The 19,558-nt window shown below is 65.7% G+C and carries 17 protein-coding genes; 10 read left to right on the top strand and 7 right to left on the bottom strand.

The genetic code is table 11. The annotated features are described in order from the left end of the window. The 7 genes from miaB to ABE424_RS02605 all read left to right on the top strand — a co-directional run bounded on the left by miaB (position 1) and on the right by ABE424_RS02605 (position 7,108). A complete protein-coding gene (miaB, locus tag ABE424_RS02635) occupies positions 1-1,464 on the top strand; it encodes a tRNA (N6-isopentenyl adenosine(37)-C2)-methylthiotransferase MiaB (RefSeq protein ID WP_346490776.1) in 1,464 nt (487 codons plus the stop codon). 329 nt (positions 1,465-1,793) lie between these two features. Then, positions 1,794-2,780, top strand: a complete 987-nt coding sequence (locus tag ABE424_RS02630) for a PhoH family protein (RefSeq protein ID WP_346488797.1) — start codon at positions 1,794-1,796, stop codon at positions 2,778-2,780. Then, entirely contained in the window at positions 2,777-3,262 is a 486-nt protein-coding gene (ybeY, locus tag ABE424_RS02625) for an rRNA maturation RNase YbeY (protein WP_019185849.1), read from the top strand. The genes ABE424_RS02630 and ybeY overlap by 4 nt, the downstream gene beginning before the upstream one ends. Before the next feature lie 26 nt (positions 3,263-3,288). After that, on the top strand, positions 3,289-3,882 hold the full coding sequence (locus tag ABE424_RS02620; RefSeq protein WP_346490775.1) for a hypothetical protein: 594 nt from the start codon (positions 3,289-3,291) through the stop codon (positions 3,880-3,882). Between the two features lie 65 nt (positions 3,883-3,947). Then, a complete protein-coding gene (locus ABE424_RS02615; RefSeq protein ID WP_176989567.1) occupies positions 3,948-4,829 on the top strand; it encodes a transporter associated domain-containing protein in 882 nt (293 codons plus the stop codon). A gap of 8 nt (positions 4,830-4,837) precedes the next feature. Next, positions 4,838-6,094: a DUF4105 domain-containing protein gene (locus tag ABE424_RS02610; RefSeq protein WP_346490774.1), complete on the top strand. Its 1,257-nt coding sequence runs from the start codon at positions 4,838-4,840 to the stop codon at positions 6,092-6,094. Positions 6,095-6,109: 15 nt separating this feature from the next. Beyond that, positions 6,110-7,108 (top strand): magnesium and cobalt transport protein CorA, encoded by a 999-nt coding sequence (locus ABE424_RS02605; RefSeq protein ID WP_346490773.1) that lies wholly within the window; start codon positions 6,110-6,112, stop codon positions 7,106-7,108. 114 nt (positions 7,109-7,222) lie between these two features. Here ABE424_RS02605 and ABE424_RS02600 read toward each other — a convergent pair whose 3' ends face one another. The 4 genes from ABE424_RS02600 to potA form a co-directional block, all read right to left on the bottom strand. Further along, positions 7,223-8,587 (bottom strand): NAD-dependent succinate-semialdehyde dehydrogenase, encoded by a 1,365-nt coding sequence (locus tag ABE424_RS02600; RefSeq protein ID WP_346490772.1) that lies wholly within the window; start codon positions 8,585-8,587, stop codon positions 7,223-7,225. A gap of 75 nt (positions 8,588-8,662) precedes the next feature. After that, entirely contained in the window at positions 8,663-9,508 is an 846-nt protein-coding gene (locus tag ABE424_RS02595) for an ABC transporter permease subunit (RefSeq protein ID WP_176989563.1), read from the bottom strand. Continuing rightward, positions 9,505-10,416, bottom strand: coding sequence for an ABC transporter permease subunit (locus ABE424_RS02590; protein WP_176989562.1), 912 nt, complete (start codon positions 10,414-10,416; stop codon positions 9,505-9,507). Before ABE424_RS02590 ends, ABE424_RS02595 begins: the two co-directional genes overlap by 4 nt. Next, positions 10,413-11,549 (bottom strand): polyamine ABC transporter ATP-binding protein, encoded by a 1,137-nt coding sequence (gene potA, locus ABE424_RS02585; RefSeq protein ID WP_346490771.1) that lies wholly within the window; start codon positions 11,547-11,549, stop codon positions 10,413-10,415. Before potA ends, ABE424_RS02590 begins: the two co-directional genes overlap by 4 nt. 358 nt (positions 11,550-11,907) lie before the next feature. On the opposite strand from potA, the gene ABE424_RS02580 reads away from it, so the two are divergent. Further along, on the top strand, positions 11,908-13,056 hold the full coding sequence (locus tag ABE424_RS02580; protein ID WP_346478562.1) for a M35 family metallo-endopeptidase: 1,149 nt from the start codon (positions 11,908-11,910) through the stop codon (positions 13,054-13,056). Positions 13,057-13,158: 102 nt separating this feature from the next. Here the strand turns inward: ABE424_RS02580 and ABE424_RS02575 are convergent, their stop codons facing one another. The 3 genes from ABE424_RS02575 to ABE424_RS02565 all read right to left on the bottom strand — a co-directional run bounded on the left by ABE424_RS02575 (position 13,159) and on the right by ABE424_RS02565 (position 16,550). Further along, positions 13,159-14,265: a polyamine ABC transporter substrate-binding protein gene (locus ABE424_RS02575; protein WP_102789220.1), complete on the bottom strand. Its 1,107-nt coding sequence runs from the start codon at positions 14,263-14,265 to the stop codon at positions 13,159-13,161. A 132-nt stretch (positions 14,266-14,397) separates the two neighbouring features. Further along, entirely contained in the window at positions 14,398-15,795 is a 1,398-nt protein-coding gene (locus ABE424_RS02570) for a glutamine synthetase family protein (protein ID WP_176989561.1), read from the bottom strand. Then, on the bottom strand, positions 15,792-16,550 hold the full coding sequence (locus tag ABE424_RS02565; RefSeq protein ID WP_346490770.1) for a gamma-glutamyl-gamma-aminobutyrate hydrolase family protein: 759 nt from the start codon (positions 16,548-16,550) through the stop codon (positions 15,792-15,794). The genes ABE424_RS02570 and ABE424_RS02565 overlap by 4 nt, the downstream gene beginning before the upstream one ends. Positions 16,551-16,746: 196 nt before the next feature. On the opposite strand from ABE424_RS02565, the gene ABE424_RS02560 reads away from it, so the two are divergent. Then, positions 16,747-18,033, top strand: a complete 1,287-nt coding sequence (locus ABE424_RS02560) for an FAD-binding oxidoreductase (RefSeq protein WP_346490769.1) — start codon at positions 16,747-16,749, stop codon at positions 18,031-18,033. A gap of 119 nt (positions 18,034-18,152) precedes the next feature. Then, on the top strand, positions 18,153-19,499 hold the full coding sequence (locus ABE424_RS02555) for a diguanylate cyclase (protein ID WP_346490768.1): 1,347 nt from the start codon (positions 18,153-18,155) through the stop codon (positions 19,497-19,499). The last annotated feature ends 59 nt before the right edge of the window (positions 19,500-19,558 follow it).

Below are 19,558 nucleotides of genomic sequence, written 5' to 3'. Positions count from 1 at the left end.
ATGACCGGGACGCCAGCTTCGACCGCGCCGACTTCGGCCGGTTCTACCCTGCCTGCCTCTGCTCCTGCCAGCACCGCCCCCCGCCCCGACCTGCTCCCCCTGCCCGGCGCCAGGCCGCAGGTGACCGGACCGGTGCGCGGCAAGCTGTACATCAAGACCCACGGTTGCCAGATGAACGAGTACGACTCGACCAAGATGGCCGACGTGCTCGCCGCCTCGGAAGGACTCGAGCTCACCGACGACCCGGCCGAGGCCGATGTGTTGCTGATGAACACCTGCTCGATCCGCGAGAAGGCCCAGGAGAAGGTGTTCAGCCAGCTCGGTTACTGGAAGGCACTGAAGAACAACGGCCGCGGCGTGATCATCGGTGTCGGCGGCTGCGTGGCCTCGCAGGAAGGCGACGCGATCATCAAGCGCGCGCCGCACGTGGACCTGGTGTTCGGCCCGCAGACCCTGCACCGCCTGCCGGAGCTGATCCGCCAGCGCCGTGAATCGGGCAAGTCGCAGGTGGACATCAGCTTCCCGGAAATCGAGAAGTTCGACGCCCTGCCCGAACCGCGCGCCGAGGGTGCCTCCGCGTTCGTCTCGATCATGGAAGGCTGCTCGAAGTACTGCTCGTTCTGCGTGGTGCCCTACACCCGTGGCACCGAGGTCAGCCGCCCGTTCGAGGACGTGGTGGTGGAAGTCGCGCAGCTGGCCGCCCAGGGCGTACTGGAAATCAACCTGCTGGGGCAGAACGTCAACGCCTACCGCGGCCCGTATGGCGACGGCGAGTTCGCCGACCTGGGGCTGCTGATCCGCACCATCGCCGAGATCGACGGCGTGGGCCGGATCCGCTTCACCACCTCGCATCCGCTGGAGTTCAGCGACTCGCTGATCGACGCGTACCGCGATGTGCCGCAGCTGGCCAACTTCCTGCACCTGCCGGTGCAGGCCGGCAGCGATCGCGTGCTGTCGGCGATGAAGCGCGGCTACACCGCGCTGGAGTTCAAGTCCAAGATCCGCAAGCTGCGCGCGGTGCGCCCGGACATCTCGATCAGCTCGGATTTCATCGTGGGTTTCCCCGGCGAAACCGACGCCGAGTTCGAGAAGACCATGAAGCTGATCGAGGACGTGGGCTTCGACCAGAGTTTCTCGTTCATCTATTCACGCCGGCCGGGTACGCCCGCCGCCGATCTGGAAGACACCACCCCCGATGCGGAAAAGCACGCGCGCCTGTCGCGCCTGCAGGCCCGGATCAACGAGCAGGCCGCGGCCATCTCCGAGAAGATGGTCGGCACCGTGCAGACCGTGCTGGTGGAAGGTCCGTCCAAGCGCAACCCGAACGAGCTGACCGGCAAGAGCGAGAACATGCGCTCGGTGAATTTCCCGGGGCACCCACGCCTGATCGGCCAGTTCGTCGATGTGGTGATCACCGAGGCGTACAGCAATTCGCTGCGTGCGCGGATGGTGACCGCCGACTGAGCCGCGCGCCGCGCGCACTGGTCATGAAATGATCACGTGCTCGCGGCCATTGGCAGCATTGGGGTGAAGCGGCTTATCCACACCTTTCTCCCGTGCCCACCCACAGGGGATGTGGATGACCGGGCCACGACGCACGCATCGTTGACGCTTTTTTGACCGCCCGATCGAACCCGTTGCCGCACAAGGGCTGGCGAGCGCTACCCACAGGTTGCTGCACCGGCGTTGCACAGGCGGTGTGGAAAAGTAGCGGCCGCCCGATACCCGCGCTACCCTGTTCTCCCTTTCCCTGCTTGCGGCCCGGTCGGCTGGACCGGCGGCCGCCGGACGCAATGACCGCACTCGCACAACGCGACTTCACCCTCACCCCGGAAGACAACGAACGCCTAGCCAACATGGCCGGCCCGTTCGACGAACATCTCCGCCAGGTGGAACTCAAACTCGGCGTGGAAATCGCCAACCGTGGCCACGTCTTCCGCGTGACCGGCCCCAAGGCCGTGGTCGCCGATGCGCAAGCCCTGATCGAAGCGCTGTACGCCGAGGCCGGCGACGTGGTCTTCGACAGCCATGCCATCCACCTGCGGCTAAACCAGGCCAACGTGGAGCATGTGGTCGAGCGTGCCTACGAGGCCCAGGACGTGGCGATCAAGGTCAAGCGCGGCACGGTGCGCGGCCGCGGCGCCAACCAGGCGCGCTACCTGCACCAGATCACCACCCACGACATCAATTTCGGCATCGGCCCGGCCGGTACCGGCAAGACGTTCCTGGCCGTGGCCAGCGCGGTCGAAGCGCTCAACGAAGCGCGCGTGCAGCGCCTGATCCTGGTCCGCCCCGCGGTGGAGGCCGGCGAGAAGCTCGGCTTCCTGCCCGGCGACCTGAGCCAGAAGGTCGACCCGTACCTGCGCCCGCTGTACGACGCGCTGTATGAAATGCTCGGCGTGGAAAAAGTGCTCAAGCTGCTGGAAAAGAACGTCATCGAGATCGCGCCGCTGGCCTACATGCGCGGGCGCACGCTCAACGATGCGTACGTGATCCTGGACGAAGCGCAGAACACCACGGTCGAGCAGATGAAGATGTTCCTGACCCGGCTGGGCTTCGGCTCCACGGCGGTGGTCACCGGCGACCTCACCCAGACCGATCTGCCCAAGCACGTGAAATCGGGCCTGCGCGATGCGATCGATGTGCTGCGTGACGTGGAGGGCGTGAGCTTCACCTTCTTCGAAGCGCGCGACGTGGTCCGGCATCCGCTGGTGGCCCGTATCGTCGGCGCCTACGACCGCCGCGATCTGCAGCAGGTCCAACCCGGAGCAACCCCATGACCCGTGGTCCCGTGCGACTGGACGTCGCGATCAACTACGCTCTGCCCCGCGCCGGCCTGCCGTCGGCGGTGAGCTTCCGCAAGTGGGTTGCCGCGGCCCTGAAGGGCCGCATCCGCGAGGCCGACCTGGCGATCCGCCTGGTCGACGCCAAGGAAGGCCAGTCCCTTAACCGCCATTACCGCGGCAAGGATTACGCCACCAACGTGCTCAGCTTCCCGGCCGAACTGCCGGAGGGCCTGCCCAAGGGCGTCAAGTTCCCCCTGCTCGGCGATCTGGTGATCTGCGCCCCGGTGGTCGCCCGCGAGGCGGACGAACAGGGCAAGGCGCTCAACGCCCATTACGCGCACCTGACCGTGCACGGCGTGCTGCATCTGCTCGGCTGGGACCATGAGGACGAGAAGGAGGCCGATGCCATGGAACAGCTGGAGCGTGACATCCTGGCCGAACTGGGCATTGCCGATCCGTATGCCGGCGAGCGCTGAGCGCCTCTGTTGATGGACCTGTTCCGATGACCCCGTTGCGATTTGCCTGCCTGGGCCTGCTCGGCCTGCTGCCTGCCCCGGCGTTTGCCGACGCGGCGACGCTGGACCTGCCCGCTTTGATTGAATGCCGCAAGAGCGTGAGCGATTACGATGCCGTCGCCCCGGCCGTGGCGGACCCGCTCAAGGCGGTCGCCAACGGTCTGCAGCCGTTGCCGCAGACCAACCAGTTCATGACCGAATTCCGCCTGGCCGCGCCGATCACGGTCTTCGGCGAGCGTGCCGAGTACATCACGGTGGCCGGGGCCAGCATCATGGCGATCCTGGACCTGGCCGATCCGCGCCCGCTGGCCAAGCGCCTGGCCCTGGAAGACGGCGTGGATACCCCGGAGAAGTTCATGGCCGGCCGCGAGCTGGTCAGCCGCGACGTCACCGACCCGCGTACCGGCGAGGCCCTGATCGAGTCCGTGATCCTGAGCCTGTCCACGGTCAAGTCCCACCCCGGCAAGACCCTGGCCGGCTGTACCTACAGCCTGGACCTGCCGCCGGAAGAGGAGACCCCGCCCCCGGCCGCCGCCCCGGGCCCCGGGCCGGGCGTGAATCCCCCCTCGGCAGGCCGCTGACAGGCGCCCGCATCCTGATAGACTAAATCCAACGCCCGGCACGCCGGGTGCCTTTTTTTCCAGAGATGTCTGAAGACGACAGTAGTAGCTCCACCCAGGAGCACAATGAAAAGAAGCGCAGCTGGCTCGAACGCCTGACCTCTGCCTTCTCCGGCGAACCCCACACCCGCGACGAGCTGGTGGCGGTCCTGCACACCGCGCACGAAGACGGCCTGATCGCCGCCGACACGCTGCGGATGATGGAAGGTGCCATCGCGGTGGCCGAGCTCACCGTCGGCGACGTGATGATCTCGCGCTCGCAGATGGTCTCCCTGCCGGTCGAAGCCCCCTTCCTTGAACTGATGAAGCAGGTGGTCGAATCCGGCCATTCGCGCTTCCCGGTGCACGGCGACAACAAGGACGACATCCTCGGCATCCTGCTGGCCAAGGACCTGCTGCGCGGCGTGGTCGCCGACAACGGGCCGGCCAACATCCGCGAGCTGCTGCGCCCGGCGGTGCTGATCCCCGAGGCCAAGAAGCTCAACGTGCTGCTCAAGGAATTCCGGCTCTCGCGCAACCACATGGCCATCGTGGTCGATGAGTACGGCGGTGTCGCCGGGCTGGTCACCATCGAGGACGTGCTGGAGCAGATCGTCGGTGAGATCGACGACGAGCACGACGAGGCCGAGGACCACACCTCGCAGATCGCAATCCAGGCCGACGGCCAGTACGTGGTCGACGCGCTGACCGCGATCGAGGATTTCAACGAGCGTTTCGGCGCCACGTTCCCCGATGATGATTACGACACCATCGGTGGCCTGGTCACCGAGGCGATCGGGCACCTGCCGGAAACCGGCGACGAACTCACCCTGGACCGCTTCGTGTTCCGGGTCGCGCGTGCCGATGCCCGCCGCGTGCAGGCGTTCCACGTGACCGTACTGCCGCCTGACACCCACAACGAGGATTGACCCACGCCATGCGGCCCCCTTTGAATCGGTGGTCGCTGTGCCGCCTGTTGTTCGTGTTGTCGCTGATGGCGATGGCCAGCCTGCCCTTCGGGGCGCTGGCCGCGCAGGATGCCGCGCCGGTCAGTGATGCCCCGGCCTCCGTCGCCGCGGCCCCGCGCATCGGCGTGGTCACCATGCAGCCGGGCGAGATCTTCTTCGAACGCTTCGGGCATGACGCCCTGGTCGTGGTCGATCCGGTCACCGGCGACGCCACCTCCTACAACTTCGGTTACTTCGACCCGAGCGAATCCGATTTCATCGGCAACTTCGTGCGCGGCGACATGATGTATTACCTGGTCGCACTGCCCCTCGGGCAGGACCTGTCGTACTACCAGGAGAGCGGTCGCGGCGCGAGCGTGCAGTGGCTCGACCTGACGCCTGACCAGGCGCATGCCCTGGCCGCCTCGCTGGCCGAGCGCGCCAAGCCGGAAAACGCGCGCTACCACTACGATTACTACACCGCCAACTGCGCGACCATGGTCCGCGATGCGATTGATGGTGCGCTCGGCGGCGGGCTGCATTCGCAGCTGTCCGGGCGCTCGCGCGGCAACACATACCGCAGTGAATCGGTGCGCCTGGCGTCGCCGTCGCCGTGGATGTGGCTGGGCTTCGATATCGGCCTGGGCCCGTTCGCCGACCAGCCGCTGTCGCGCTGGCAGGAAGCGTTCGTGCCAATGCGTCTGGCCGATGCGCTGCGCCAGGCGCGCAACAGCGAAGGTCGCCCGCTGGTACAGGCCGAGCAGGAACTGCTGCCGCACCGGATCGCCCCGGAGCCGGCCGAGTCGCCCCGGCGCTGGTGGCCCTGGCTGCTGTGCGGCCTGATCGCCGCTGCGGGTGTGGTCGCCCTGCGCCGTCGGCGCCGCCTGCTTGGCGGCCTGGCGCTGCCGTTCTGGCTGTTCTGCGGCATCGGCGGCGCCCTGCTGACCTACCTGTGGGGCTTCAGCGCGCACCAGGCCGCCTGGGCCAACCGCAACCTGCTGCAGCTCTCGCCGCTGTGCCTGCTACTCCTGCCCGGCGCGATCGCCCTGCTGCGCGGCCGCGTGCCGCGTGCGTGGTTCCGGATGGTGCTGTGGGCGGTCACTGGCCTCTCGCTGCTGGGCCTGGTGCTGCATTGGCTCACGCTGCAGGCGCAGTACAACCTGCAGTGGATCGTGCTGCTGCTGCCGATCCACGTGGCGCTGGCGTGGGTGCTGGCCCGCCGTGACCCGCCCGTCACGGGCCGCTGACGCACGATGCCCGCCATGGATACCGTCACACCCGAAAATCCCGCCTGCGTCATCAACTGCGTTCACTACGATGACCAGGGCAAACGCCACGACATCAGCCTGGATGCGATCAGCGATGTGATCGCCAGCGACAACGGCTTCGTCTGGGTGGGACTCTACGAGTCCCACGACAGCGTGCTGCTGAAGCTGCAGGAAGAGTTCTGCCTGCATTCGCTGGCCATCGAGGACGCGCGCAACGCGCATCAGCGGCCCAAGGTCGAGGCGTACGGCAACTCGCTGTTCGTGGTGGTGACCACCGCGCAGATGGTCGACGAGCGCATCCAGTACGGCGAGACGCATGCCTTCCTCGGGCCGCGTTTCCTGGTCACGGTGCGCCATGGCGCCTCGCTATCCTACGCGGCACCCCGCGCCCGCGTCGAGCGCGAGCCGGAGCTGCTGCGCACGATGGGGCCGTCGTACTGCCTGTATGCGGTGCTGGATTTCGTGGTCGACAACTACCTGCCGATCACCCAGCGCTACCGCGACACGCTGGAGCTGCTGGAGAAGGACATCTTCTCCGACAACTACAAGCGCCATACCGTGGTGCGCCTGTACGAGCTCAAGCGCGAGCTCAACAAGATGCGCATGGCAGTCGCGCCGCTGCAGGACATGCTCTCGCAGATCAAGCGCTACCAGGGCGACCTGGTGCCGGACGAAGTGAAGCTGTACCTGCGCGACGTGCACGACCACGCGGTGCGGATCAGCGATGTGATCGACACCCTGCGCGAGATGCTGGGCACCGCGCTGAGCGTGAACCTGTCGCTGGTGACCCTGGCCCAGGGCGAGACGGTCAAGCGTCTGGGTGCGTGGGCGGCGCTGCTGGCCGCCCCGACCCTGATCACCAGCTGGTACGGCATGAACTTCACCCACATGCCCGAACTGGACAAGCCCTGGGCCTACCCCGCCATGATCATCGGCGTGGGCGCGGTGTGCGTGGGCCTGTACCGCCTGTTCAAGCGCGCCCGCTGGCTGTAGGTAGGTAGCGACCGTTGGTCGCTACGATTGCGACCGTTGGTCGCTACGGCGGCGACCGTTGGCCGCCAGGGCGGTGAGCCGACCACCGGTCGGCTCCTACCCCGATCGGTGGCATCAGGCCACGTAAATCGTCTTGATGTTCATGAACTCATGGATGCCGTGCTCGGCCAGTTCGCGGCCGAAGCCGGAGCGCTTGCTGCCGCCGAACGGCAGGCGCACGTCGCTCTTGACGATGGCGTTGACGAAGGCGGCACCACATTCCAGCTGCTGGGCAATCGCTTCACCGCGCACCGGATCGGTGGTCCAGACGCTGCCGCCCAGCCCGAAGCTGGTGTCGTTGGCCACGCGCAGTGCCTCTGCCTCGTCGCTGACCCGCAGGATCGCGGCGGCCGGTCCGAACAACTCTTCGTCATAGGCCGGCATGCCGGGGGTGACGTTGTCCAGGATGGTCGCCGGGTAGCCCGCGTGCGAGCCGGCCACCGGCTCGCCACCGAGCAGCAGCGTGGCGCCCTTGGCGATGCTGTCCTGCACCTGCTTGTGCAGCTCGTCGCGCAGGTCCGCGCGTGCCATCGGCGCCAGCGTGGTGGTCTCGTCCTGCGGATCGCCGTAGACGCGCCTGCCTGCCGCGGCAACGAACTTTTCCACGAACGCATCGGCGATCGCATCGACCACGATGAAGCGCTTGGCCGCGATGCAGGTCTGGCCGCTGTTGTCGAAGCGTGACTTCACCGCGGCGGCGACCGTCTTCTCGAGATCGGCGTCGGCCAGCACCACGAACGCGTCGCTGCCGCCCAGTTCCATCACGCACTTCTTGAGCTGGTCACCGGCATTGGCCGCGATGGAGCGCCCGGCGCGTTCGCTGCCGGTCAGGGTGACCGCCTTGATCCGCTTGTCACGCAGCACCTCGGCCGCCTGGTCGTTGTCGATGTGCAGCACATCGAACACGCCCTCGGGCAGGCCGCCGTCGCGACATACGGCCAGGATCAGGTCCGCGCACTGCGGCACGTTGCTGGCGTGCTTGAGCAGTGCCACGTTGCCGGCCATGAATGCCGGGGCGAGGAAACGGAACACCTGCCAGATCGGGAAATTCCACGGCATCACCGCGAACACGCAGCCGATCGGCTCGTAGCGCACGTAACTGCGCTGGGCTTCGGTATCGATCAGCTGCGGCTTGAGGTAATCGGCCGCGTGGTCGGCGTAGAACTCGCAGGCCTCGGCGCACTTCTCGATCTCGCCCAGCGCCTCCCCCTTGAGCTTGCCCATCTCGGTGGTCATCGCCTGCTGGATGTCGCCCTTGCGCTGGCGCAGCTGGGCGGCGATGGCACGCAGGATCGCCCCGCGCTCCTGCAGCGAGCGCGCGGCCCAGGCCGGGAACGCCTCGGCGGCAGCGGCCAGGCGCTGCTCGACCTCTTTGGCGGTGAGCAGTTCATGGCGATACGTGACCTGGCCGGTCGCGGGATTGATGATGTCAGTGGTCATCGCGGGTCTCCGAAAGTCAGACCCGCAGTGTGCGCCCGGCCACGTGATCCGGATGTTGCCGGATCGGGACGACGTTCAGCCGGGGTCCTGCAGCGCCATCTGCATGTCGCGCTGGCGACGCTTCTCCGTGCGCGCGGTGATGTACCACCCGATCACCGCCGCGATCGACACCGCCAGCACCATCAGCGTGGCCAGCGCATTGATCTCGGGCTTGATGCCCATCCGCACCGAGGAGAACACCTTCATCGGCAGGGTGGTCGAGTTCGGCCCCGCCACGAAGCTGGCGATCACCACGTCATCCAGCGACAGCGTGAATGCCAGCAGCCAGCCGGCCACCAGCGCCGGTGCGATGATCGGCAGGGTGATCTGGAAGAACACCTTCAGCCGGCTCGCGCCGAGATCCATCGCGGCCTCTTCCAGCGAGCGGTCCAGCTCCTGCAGGCGCGAGGACACCACGACGGTCACGAAGGACAACGTGAAGGTGACATGCGCGATCCAGATGCTGGTCACGCCGCGGCTGGGAAAGCCCGGGATGCCGCCCATCGCCACCAGCAGCGTCATCAGCGAGAAGCCCAGGATCACTTCCGGCATCACCAGCGGCGCGGTGATCAACGCTCCGAACAGCGTCTTGCCCGGGAAGCGGCGCATGCGGGTCATCACCATCGCCGCCATCGTGCCGAGCACGGTGGCCGCACAGGCGGTCCAGAACGCGACCTTGAGGCTGATCCAGAGCGCATCCAGGATCTGCCGGTTGTTGAACAGTTCGCCGTACCAGCGTGTGGAGAAACCCGACCAGACCGTGGCCAGCTTGGAGGCGTTGAAGGAGTACACCATCAACAGCAGGATCGGCAGGTACAGGAAGGCGAAGCCGAGCCCGAGCAGGCTCCAGCCCAGCCAGCGGTTGCTGCGTACCATGCTCATGCCAGCTTTCCTTCCAGCTCGCGCTGCTGCATGCGGTTGAACAGCAGGATCGGCACCAGCAGCAGGGCCAGCATCACGATCGCCACCGCCGAGGCCGTCGGCCAGTCGCGGTTGTTGAAGAACTCGCCCCACAGCACGCGCCCGATCATCAGCGTGTCCGGCCCGCCCAGCATTTCCGGGATCACGAATTCACCCACGGCCGGAATCATCACCAGCATGCAGCCGGCGATGATGCCGGTGCGCGACAGCGGCAACGTGATCCGCAGGAAGGCCTGCCACGGCTTGGCGCCCAAATCGTAGGCGGCTTCGAGCAGGCGGTTGTCCAGCTTGACCAGGTTGGCGTACAGCGGCAGCACCATGAACGGCAGATAGCAGTACACGATGCCGATGTAGGCCGCAGTCGGGGTGTACAGGATCTGCAGCGGCGCATCGATCACGCCGATCTTGAGCAGCAGCTGGTTGAGCAGGCCGTTGCGGTCGAGGATGCCGATCCAGGCATACACGCGGATCAGGAACGAGGTCCACGAGGGCAGCACCACCAGCATCATCGCCACGTTGCGCGCGGCCGGACTCATCCGCGAGATCACGTAGGCCATCGGGTAGCCGATCAGCAGGGTGAGCAGGGTCGAGATCACCGCGATCTTGATCGAGCTCAGGTAGGCCAGCAGATACTGGTTGTCCTTGACCAGGGCGGCGTAGCTGCCGAGGTTGAGCTTGAGCGAGAAGGCGCCGTCCACGTACTCCAGCAGCCAGGTGTACGGCGGCGAGCCGACCTGGGTGCGCGCGAAGGAGATCATCAGGATGATCACGAACGGCACCGCGAAGAACAGCAGCAGCCACAGGTACGGCGCGGCGATCACGCCGGCGCGCGTGCCCGGGAGCCAGCGCTTCCAGCCGGTCGCGCTCATGAGGTCAGCACCACGCCGTCGTTGTCGCGCCAGTGCACCCACACGGTGTCACCCCAGGTCAGGCCATCGCTGGCCCAGCGCTGCGAGTTGGCGAAGTTGGACAGCACCTTGGCCCCGCTCGGCAGGCGCACATGGAACACCGAGTGACTGCCGAAATAGGCGATCTCCTCGATCACGCCCTGGGCCTTGTTGGTGTCGCCGGCCGGCTCGTCCTTGCCGATCATCACCTTCTCCGGGCGCAGCGCGAACGCCACCGGCTGGCCTTCGTAGCCGGTGATGCCGTGGGCGACGTAGATCGGCGCGGGGAACAGCGGCGTGCGCACGGTGACGTACTCCGGCAGGTCTTCGTCCAGCACGCCATCGAACAGGTTCACCGAGCCGATGAACTCGGCCACGAAGCGGTTGGCCGGCTGCTCGTAGATTTCATCCGGCTTGCCGACCTGCTGGATCCAGCCGGCGTCCATCACCGCGATCCGGGTGGCCATGGTCATGGCCTCTTCCTGATCGTGGGTGACCATCACGCAGGTCACCCCGGTGGTCTCGATGATGTTGACCAGCTCCAGCTGCATCTGCGAGCGCAGCTTCTTGTCGAGCGCGCCCATCGGCTCATCCAGCAACAGCAGCTTCGGACCCTTGGCCAGCGACCGCGCCAGCGCCACGCGCTGCTGCTGGCCGCCGGACAGCTGGTGCGGTTTGCGCTTGGCCAGCTTGCCCAGCTGCACCAGCTCCAGCATTTCGCCGACGCGGCGGTTGATCGCATCGCGGGCCATGCCGTCCTGCTTCAGGCCGAAGGCGATGTTCTGCTCCACCGTCATGTGCGGAAACAACGCATAGGACTGGAACATCATGTTGATCGGGCGCTGGTACGGCGGCAGCGCGTTGATGCGCTGGTCGTCCAGGTCGATGGTGCCCTGGGTCGGTGTCTCGAACCCGCCGAGGCAGCGCAGCAGCGTGGATTTTCCGCTGCCGGAGCCACCGAGCAGCGCGAAGATTTCGCCCTTGCGCACGTCCAGGGTGACGTCATCGAGCGCGACGAAGCCGTCGAACTCCTTGCGCAGCGCGCGGATGGACAGGTAGCCCGGTTCGTCAGTGGGCGCTATGGAGGCGAGCTCCAACTGAGCGTCAAGGGGCATAAGGAACTCCAGAGGAATGGGCTACAGGCCAGGTCATTTTAACGCTGATATCCATGACGCGAGGGGACGGGACGTACTCCTAAGCGCTTGTAGGCAACAGAGAAATCATCCGCCCCAGCAGCCAGACGCCGCGCGGGAATCGGACAGGCAAAGGCCCTGAAATATGACAAACCCAAAGAACAAAGGAGTCCGCCGAAAAATAGAAACAACCGTGCCGAAGGAACGAAAGCGAAAAACACCGACTAAAGCATCCCGCCCAGAATGACCAGCAAATTCACAAAATTAAGAAATAGATTTGACTAATATTCTGAAATCGTGCAAAACGACGGAGGCAAACTCAATCCCAAGGAAGGCCTCCATGCGAAACTTGAGAAAGATCCTACTCCCCATCCTGCTCGCTGCAGCAACGACCCAGGCAAACGCAGAAGTGTTGATCGGCGTCCAGCAGGAGCGCTCTGTTGGCGCCGAGCACGCCAAGCTTACGATAGTCTATGAAAACAAAGGATCCAGTTCCGTTTCGATCCCCTTCAACAGCATTCCAAACACGCTAAAAGATGGCCGCCTTTTGAGCGACTCGTTCCAAATTAGAGCCATCGATGGAACCACGCCAGCTTACCGAGGAATAAATGTCAACCTGACACAGGACGCACGCAGAGAGGTTGTGGTACTGGCCCCCGGAGAAAACAAAACAGTAACCATTGATATCTCTGCAAGTTATGATCTCCGCTCCGGCATGACGTATCGCATTTCGCCGCCCGGCGTACGCTACCAAGAAAACAAGTCCACCTCAACGACACCCCGTCAAGAGGGGGCGAGAAATTACATTTACGCGCCCGCTCCCTTCATCGACATTGTTGCCCCGAAAGGGGAATCAAGAGCGACACCGCAATCAGGACAAGCACGTAAAATCACTTCGGCTGCAACAAGGTGCGCACCAGATAAGCTTCGCGTGATCAACGAAGCCATGCCAGTGGCGCGAAAGCTCGCAGCTGATGCAAAAAGCTATCTTGATTCGCTCTACGGCTTTGAAGAGACCGAAACTTCGATAATAGCCACCTTCAGACAGACCCCAAGATACACGAGTTGGTTTGGCATCCATGGCAACCCAAACATTGTCAATCCCGTAAACATCACAGTACGTGAAATTATCGGTGCAACCGCCACAAGATTTGGAATGCTGCAACAACCATCTTGCGAGTGCCCCACTGAAATCGTCAACCGAGTCAATGCGTGGACGACCCCAGGCATCAACTACCTGATCAACTACTGCCCAAACTTCTTCTCACTGCCAAATGACGTACATAGCGAGAGCGGCTCAAAAGCAGTAACCATCTATCATGAGATTTCTCATTTTGACGATTTTCTGGCGAAAGGGACGGACGATTACGATGCCAACTTCGCGCTACCGTCTGAAGCAAGCGATTTAGCGAGAACCGATCGAGATCTTGCCGCAGAGCACTCATATGGACTGGAGTACTTTGCCAAGAACGCATTTTCGGAAGAATAACGCCCCTCTCCACGGCTCAAGATTCGAACAAGCCGTCGTCGGATTCGGCACAGATAGGCGTCCTCGCACAAGAGAAAGGACGCACCCCGTTAGCCACCAACGTCAGCGCCCGGTCTTCACCTCGGTCCACAGCCGGGTATAGAGCTTGTCGACCTCGGGCGTGTTGATCGAATAGGTGAACATCTTCGCCGCCACATCGGCCGGCGGGTAGATGGTCGGGTCGGTACGGATCGCTTCGTCCACCAGCGGCGTGGCCGTGGTCACCGGGTTGGCGTAGTGGATGAAGTTGGTGTTGGCCGCGGCGACCTTCGGCTCCAGCAGGTAATTGATGAAGGCATAGGCGGCCTCCGGGTGCTTGGCATCCTTGGGGATGGCCAGCATGTCGAACCACTGCGGGGCGCCTTCGCGCGGGATCGAGTACGCCACGGTCACGCCGTTGGAGGCCTCGGCCGCGCGGTCACGGGCCTGGATGATGTCACCGGACCAGCCCACGACCAGGCAGGTACCGCCGTTGGCCAGCGAGCCCACGTACTGCGAGGAGTGGAAGTTCTGCACGTACGGGCGGATGGTCTTGAGCAGCGCGGCGGCCTTCTCCAGCGTGGCCGGATCCTGGCTGTGCGGATCCTCGCCCAGGTAATGCAGCGCGATCGGGATCATGTCCGACGGCGTATCCAGGATCGTGATCCCGCAGTCCTTCATCTTGGCGATGTTTTCGGGCTTGAAGATCAGGTCCCAGCTGTTGGCGATCTCGGTGCTGCCACCGAAGCGCTGCTTGAGCAGCTCCACGTTGTAGCCGATGCCGGTGGTGCCGATCATGTACGGCACGCCGTATTCGTTGCCGGGATCCTGCTGCGCGATACGCTTCATCACGCTCGGATCGAGATTGGCCAGGTTCGGGATCCTGCTCTTGTCCAGCGGCAGGAACACGCCGGCCTTGATCTGGCGGCCGAAGAAGTTCAGCGTCGGCACGACCACGTCGTACCCGCTGTTGCCGGCCAGCAGCTTGGTTTCGACCATCTCATCGCTGTCGAACACGTCATAGGTCACCTTGGTGCCGGTGGCCTTCTCGAAATTCGGGATGGTGTCTTCCGCGATGTAATCGCTGTAGTTGTAGACGTTCAGCACCTTGGCGTCGTCCTGCTTGTCACCGCCGCCACAGGCGGTCAGCACGGATACGGCAATGCCGAGGGTGAGGATTCGCAGCTTCATCGGACTCTCCACAGGTCAGGTGCGAGTTGGGGGGAACCGGCCAGACCGGCGCAACGGGGGCCAGCCTACCGGGCATGTCCCCATTTTCCCAGCACACGGCCCTCACGGCCATGCCGGATGGGGTGCCTGGGGTCAGACGTTGAGCAGCAGGAACTCGCGCTCCCAGGAGCTGATCACCCGGAAGAAGGTCTCGTATTCCTTGCGCTTGACCGACACATAGGCGCGGCAGAAGCGCTCGCCGAGCATCTCGCGCAGCTCCGGGCAGCCTTCCAGCCCGTCCAGCGCCTCGCCCAGCGAGCGCGGCAGGTCGTAGCCGAGCTCCTTGGCGCTGCCGCTGATCGGCGCGGTCGGCGAGCCCTGCTCGCGGATGCCGAGCAGCCCGGCGGCCAGGGTCGCGGCGATCGCGAGGTAGGGGTTGGCGTCCGAACCGGCGAACCGGCTTTCCACCCGCATGTTCTCCGGCGTGTCCAGCGGCACCCGCAGCCCGCAGGTGCGGTTGTCGAAGCCCCAGTGCACGTTGCTGGGCGAGACTTCGCCGAACATCAACCGGCGGTAGGAGTTGACGTTCGGCGCGAAGAACGCCATCGCGGCCGGCACGTATTTCTGCAGGCCGGCCAGGTAGTGGCCGAACAGCGGGCTGAAATCCTCACCGCCATGCTCGCCGGTGAACACATTGCTGCCATCGCTGATCTTCAGCAGGCTCTGGTGGATGTGCATCGCACTGCCCGGCTCGTTCTCCATCGGCTTGGCCAGGAACGTGGCATAGATGCCGTGGCGCATCGCCGATTCGCGCATGGTGCGCTTGAACAGGAACACCTGGTCGGCCAGGTCCATCGCGTTGGCGTGGGTGAAGTTGACCTCCAGCTGCGCCGCGCCGGATTCGTGGATCAGCGTGTCCACGTCCAGCTTCATCGCATCGCAGTAGTCGTACATCAGATCGAGGATCGGATCGAACTCGTTGACCGCATCGATGGAGTAGGACTGGCGCGCCGTCTCCGGTCGCCCGGAGCGGCCGGCCGGCGGCAGCAGCGGGAAGTCCGGATCGGTGTTCTTCTGGACCAGGAAGAACTCCAGCTCTGGTGCCACCACCGGGCGCAGGCCCAGTTCGGCATAGGCATTGAGGACGCGACGCAGCACGTTGCGCGGGGCCAGCTCATGCGGCTCGCCGGTCTTGGTGAAACAGTCATGGATGACCTGCGCGGTCGGATCAGTCGCCCACGGCACCATTCGGACGGTGTCCGCGTCCGGGCGCAGGATCATGTCCGAATCCGAGGGGGAGGTCAGCTCGTAGTAGTCGTCCGGGAATTCGCCGGTGACCGTGGTGGCGAAGATGCCTTCCGGCAGGCGCGTGCCGTAATCGTGGGAGAACTTGTCGGCCGGAATGATCTTGCCGCGGGCATTGCCGGTGATATCCGGCACCAGGCACTCCACCTCGGTGATCCGCCGGTCCTTGAGCCAGCGCAGCAGCGTGCTCTCCTGCGGAACAGGCTTGGGGGCGGCGGCTTTGCGCGAACGCGTTCGGGTGGTCATGACCGGTCTGCTGTAAGGGAGTTGCGGCGACAAGCATCGCCGAAGGCATGGAAAATACTGTGATAGAACGGATTGTCGGCCACCCGCCACTCCGGATGCCACTGCACCCCGAGCACGAAACGATGCGTGGTGCTGCGCGCGGCCTCGATCAGGCCGTCCTCGGCGACGGCCTCGATCTGCAGCCCCTCGGCCAAGCGATCGATGCCCTGCCCGTGCACGGAATTGACCCGCGCCGACGATGCCCCGGCCCAACCGGCCAGCCAACCGCCGTCGGACAGCCGGATGTCATGTGCAGGACCATACTGCACCTCGACGGGCGCGTCCGGATCTTCACGATGATCGCTCAGCCCCGGCACCTCGTGCACACGCGGATGCAGGCTGCCGCCCAGGGCGACGTTCAACTCCTGGAAACCGCGACAGATCGCCAGCACCGGCAGGTCGCGCGCCAGCGCTTCGTGCAGGAGCGACAGAGCGTTCGCATCACGGGCCGGATCATGGCGGTTGCCCGGCCAACTGGGCGGCCCGGCATACAGATGCGGCTCGATGTTGCTCACCGCGCCGGTCAGCAGCACGCCCTGCAGGCGATCCAGCCAATCCGCGGCCGGCAACGGCGGCTGCAGGCTGGGCAGCAGCACCGGCGTGACGCCGGCCGCCTTGACCAGCGCGCGGAGGTACTTTTCACCCGCCGCCGCGAAGCGGTGATGGCCCAGCATCGCGCTGTCGGTGGGCAGGCCGACCCAGGGGGGCGAGACCATGCGTCATGCTCGGATGACCTGCGGCCACGTTACCCCTGCGCGCAGACCCCGCGCAACACGCGGCCGCGCTGGCGAAGCACGACCCATCACATGCCGGCGGCAAAGGCTGCGACAGACTGCGTACTGTTCCGCGCGTCGGTTGCTGGCATCCTCTGTCCATGATTGTCGTCCTCACCTTTTTCCGCCGGTGCCCGGCGTGACCGCCGCCGGCGAAGCGCACGCGCCGAGCTGGTACGCCGACAGCGTGCCTGGCACGCCACTGCGTGCGCCGCTGGCCGGCGACCTGAACGCCGATGTCTGCGTGCTCGGCGCCGGCTACACCGGGCTGTCCGCCGCCCTGACCCTGGCCGAGCGCGGCTATCGCGTCGTGCTGCTGGAGGCCCATCGTGTCGGCTGGGGCGCCTCCGGCCGCAACGGCGGCCAGGCCATCGTCGGCTACGGCTGCGAAGTGGATACGCTGGAGCATCTGGTCGGCGCCGAGGACGCGCGGGCGCTGTTCGCGTTTTCACGCGACGGCATGCGCCTGCTGCGCGACCGCATCGCCCGCCACCAGATCGACTGCGACTGGCGTGACGGCCATGCCAGCGTGCCGATCAAACCCCGCCAGGAACGCATGCTGCGTGCCGGGCTGATCGATCTGGCCCAGCGCTACGACTATCCCCTGGAGTGGTGGGACCGCGCGCAGTTGCGCGGACAGCTGGACAGCCCGCGCTACCGGGGGGCCATGTTCGATCCCCACAGCGGCCACCTGCATCCGCTGGCCTATGCGCAAGGCCTGGCGCGCGCGGCCGAGGGGGCCGGGGCGGTGATCCACGAACAGTCGCCGGTCCTGCAGCTGATCCGAGGGGCGCGGCCGCAACTGCGCACCGCGCACGGCACGGTGACGGCCGACCATGTGGTGATCGCCGGCAACGCGTGGCTGGAAGGCATCGCGCCGGAGCTGGAATCGCGGATCATGCCGGTGGGTACGTATATCGGCGCCAGTACGGTGCTGGGCCAGGCACGCGCGCAGTCGCTGATCCGCAACGACATGGCCGTGGCCGATGTCAGCTGGGCACTGGACTATTTCCGGCTGAGCCGCGACCACCGCCTGCTGTTCGGCGGCCAGGCCAGCTATTCCGCCCTGCCCCCACCCGGCCTGCGCGGGGTCATGACCCGGCGCATGCGCGCGGTGTTCCCGCAGCTGGCCGATGTGGAACTGGAGTACGTCTGGGGTGGCTATGTCGACATCACCCGCAACCGCGCCCCGCATTGGGGCCGGCTGACCCCGAATGTCTATTTCGCGCAGGGCTTCTCGGGCCACGGCGTGGCGGCAGCCGGGCTCGCCGGCCAGGTCCTGGCCGAGGCCATCGCCGGGCAGGCCGAGCGCCTGGATGTGTTCGAACGCATCCCGCACCGGCCCTTCCCCGGCGGGCGCATGCTGCGGACGCCGCTGCTGGTCGCGGCGATGTCCTGGTACAAGCTGCGCGATGCGTTGTGGTGATCCCGCGTAGACGCGATTCAGCCATTTGCGCCGCGTAGCGGCCGCCGCGCGTCGACCTAAAGTTGCGTGTGAAACCGCCGCTATCTGTCCCGACCCACTCGGAACCGAGCGTACGCCTCATGCCGGCACTGTTGCAGGGCGCTGTCCTCAGCGACCCCGGTGATGCCCTGCCCCAGCGGATCCTGCTGGTGGAAAACTCGCGCACGTTCACCAGCATGCTGGGCGAGGCGATCGAGCAGCGGCTGGAGCTGCCGGTCTCGGTGGCGACCAGCCTGGCCGAAGCCGGGCGGCTGCTCGATGAGGAACATGGCTGGTTCCTGGTCCTGACCGGGCTGGTCCTGGCCGATGGCGACCGCGACACCGTGGTCGATTACTTCCTGTCGCGCGGGCTGCCCACGGTGGTGGTCAGCGGCGTCTACGACGAAGACCTGCGCAAGCGCGTACTGCAGCAGCAGATCATCGATTACGTACTCAAGAACACGCCCGGCAGCATCGACTACCTGGTGTGGCTGGTGCAGCGGCTGGAGCGCAACCGGCGCATCGCCGCCCTGGTAGTGGACGACTCGATGTCGGCGCGGATGTACGCCGCCTCGCTGCTGCGCATGTACGGGCACGACGTCTACGAGGCCGCCGACGGTGCCGAGGGGCTCAAGGCGATCGAGGCCCATCCGGCGATCCGGCTGGCCGTGGTCGACCAGGAAATGCCCGGCATGGAGGGCGTGGAGTTCACCCGCCGCCTGCGCACCATGCGCTCGCGCGACAAACTGGCGGTGATCGGCATTTCCGGCAACACCGATCCATCGCTGATCCCGCGTTTCCTCAAGAACGGCGCCAACGACTTCCTGCGCAAGCCCTTCTCGCGCGAAGAGTTCTTCTGCCGCGTCTCGCAGAACGTCGATCAGCTCGAGCTGATCGGCACCCTGCAGGACCTGGCCACCCGTGATTTCCTGACCGGCCTGCCCAACCGCCGGTGTTTCCTGGAGCAGAGCCAGCGCCAGCTTCCGCAGCTGCACCTGGACGGTGAACAGGTCGCGGTGGCGATGATCGACATCGACCACTTCAAGCACATCAACGATACCCATGGCCACGAAGCAGGTGACGATGCGCTGCGCGCGGTCGCGGCGGCGGTCGCCCAGCACGCCCGCCAGGACGACCTGGTCGCGCGCTTCGGTGGCGAGGAGTTCTGCCTGCTGGTGCCGGGCCTGGACCAGGAGGCGGCGCTGGTCTACTTCGACGAACTGCGCCAGACGATCGCCGCGCTGGAGGTCGACCTGGGCCATACCACCCTGCGCATGACGGTCAGCATCGGACTGTGCTGCCTGCGCCCGCACCGCGATTCGCTGCACCGGCTGATCTCCGAGGCCGACCGGCAGCTGTACCTGGCCAAGGCGGGGGGCCGCAACCGGGTCCACTGCGCCACCGTGGCCACCGGCCCACGCCAGCGCGAGCCCGCCCTGGCGCCTTGATCGAGATCAACGCGGCCCCGGCCGCGACTGCCTAGAGTCGCCCCCAGTTGAACAGCGCG

Origin of the sequence: Stenotrophomonas sp. TWI1149, assembly GCF_039673155.1 — a bacterium.
Lineage (GTDB): Bacteria > Pseudomonadota > Gammaproteobacteria > Xanthomonadales > Xanthomonadaceae > Stenotrophomonas > Stenotrophomonas maltophilia_AA.
The sequence above is the reverse complement of the archived record's forward strand: the minus strand, read 5'-3'. Positions and strand labels throughout refer to the sequence as shown.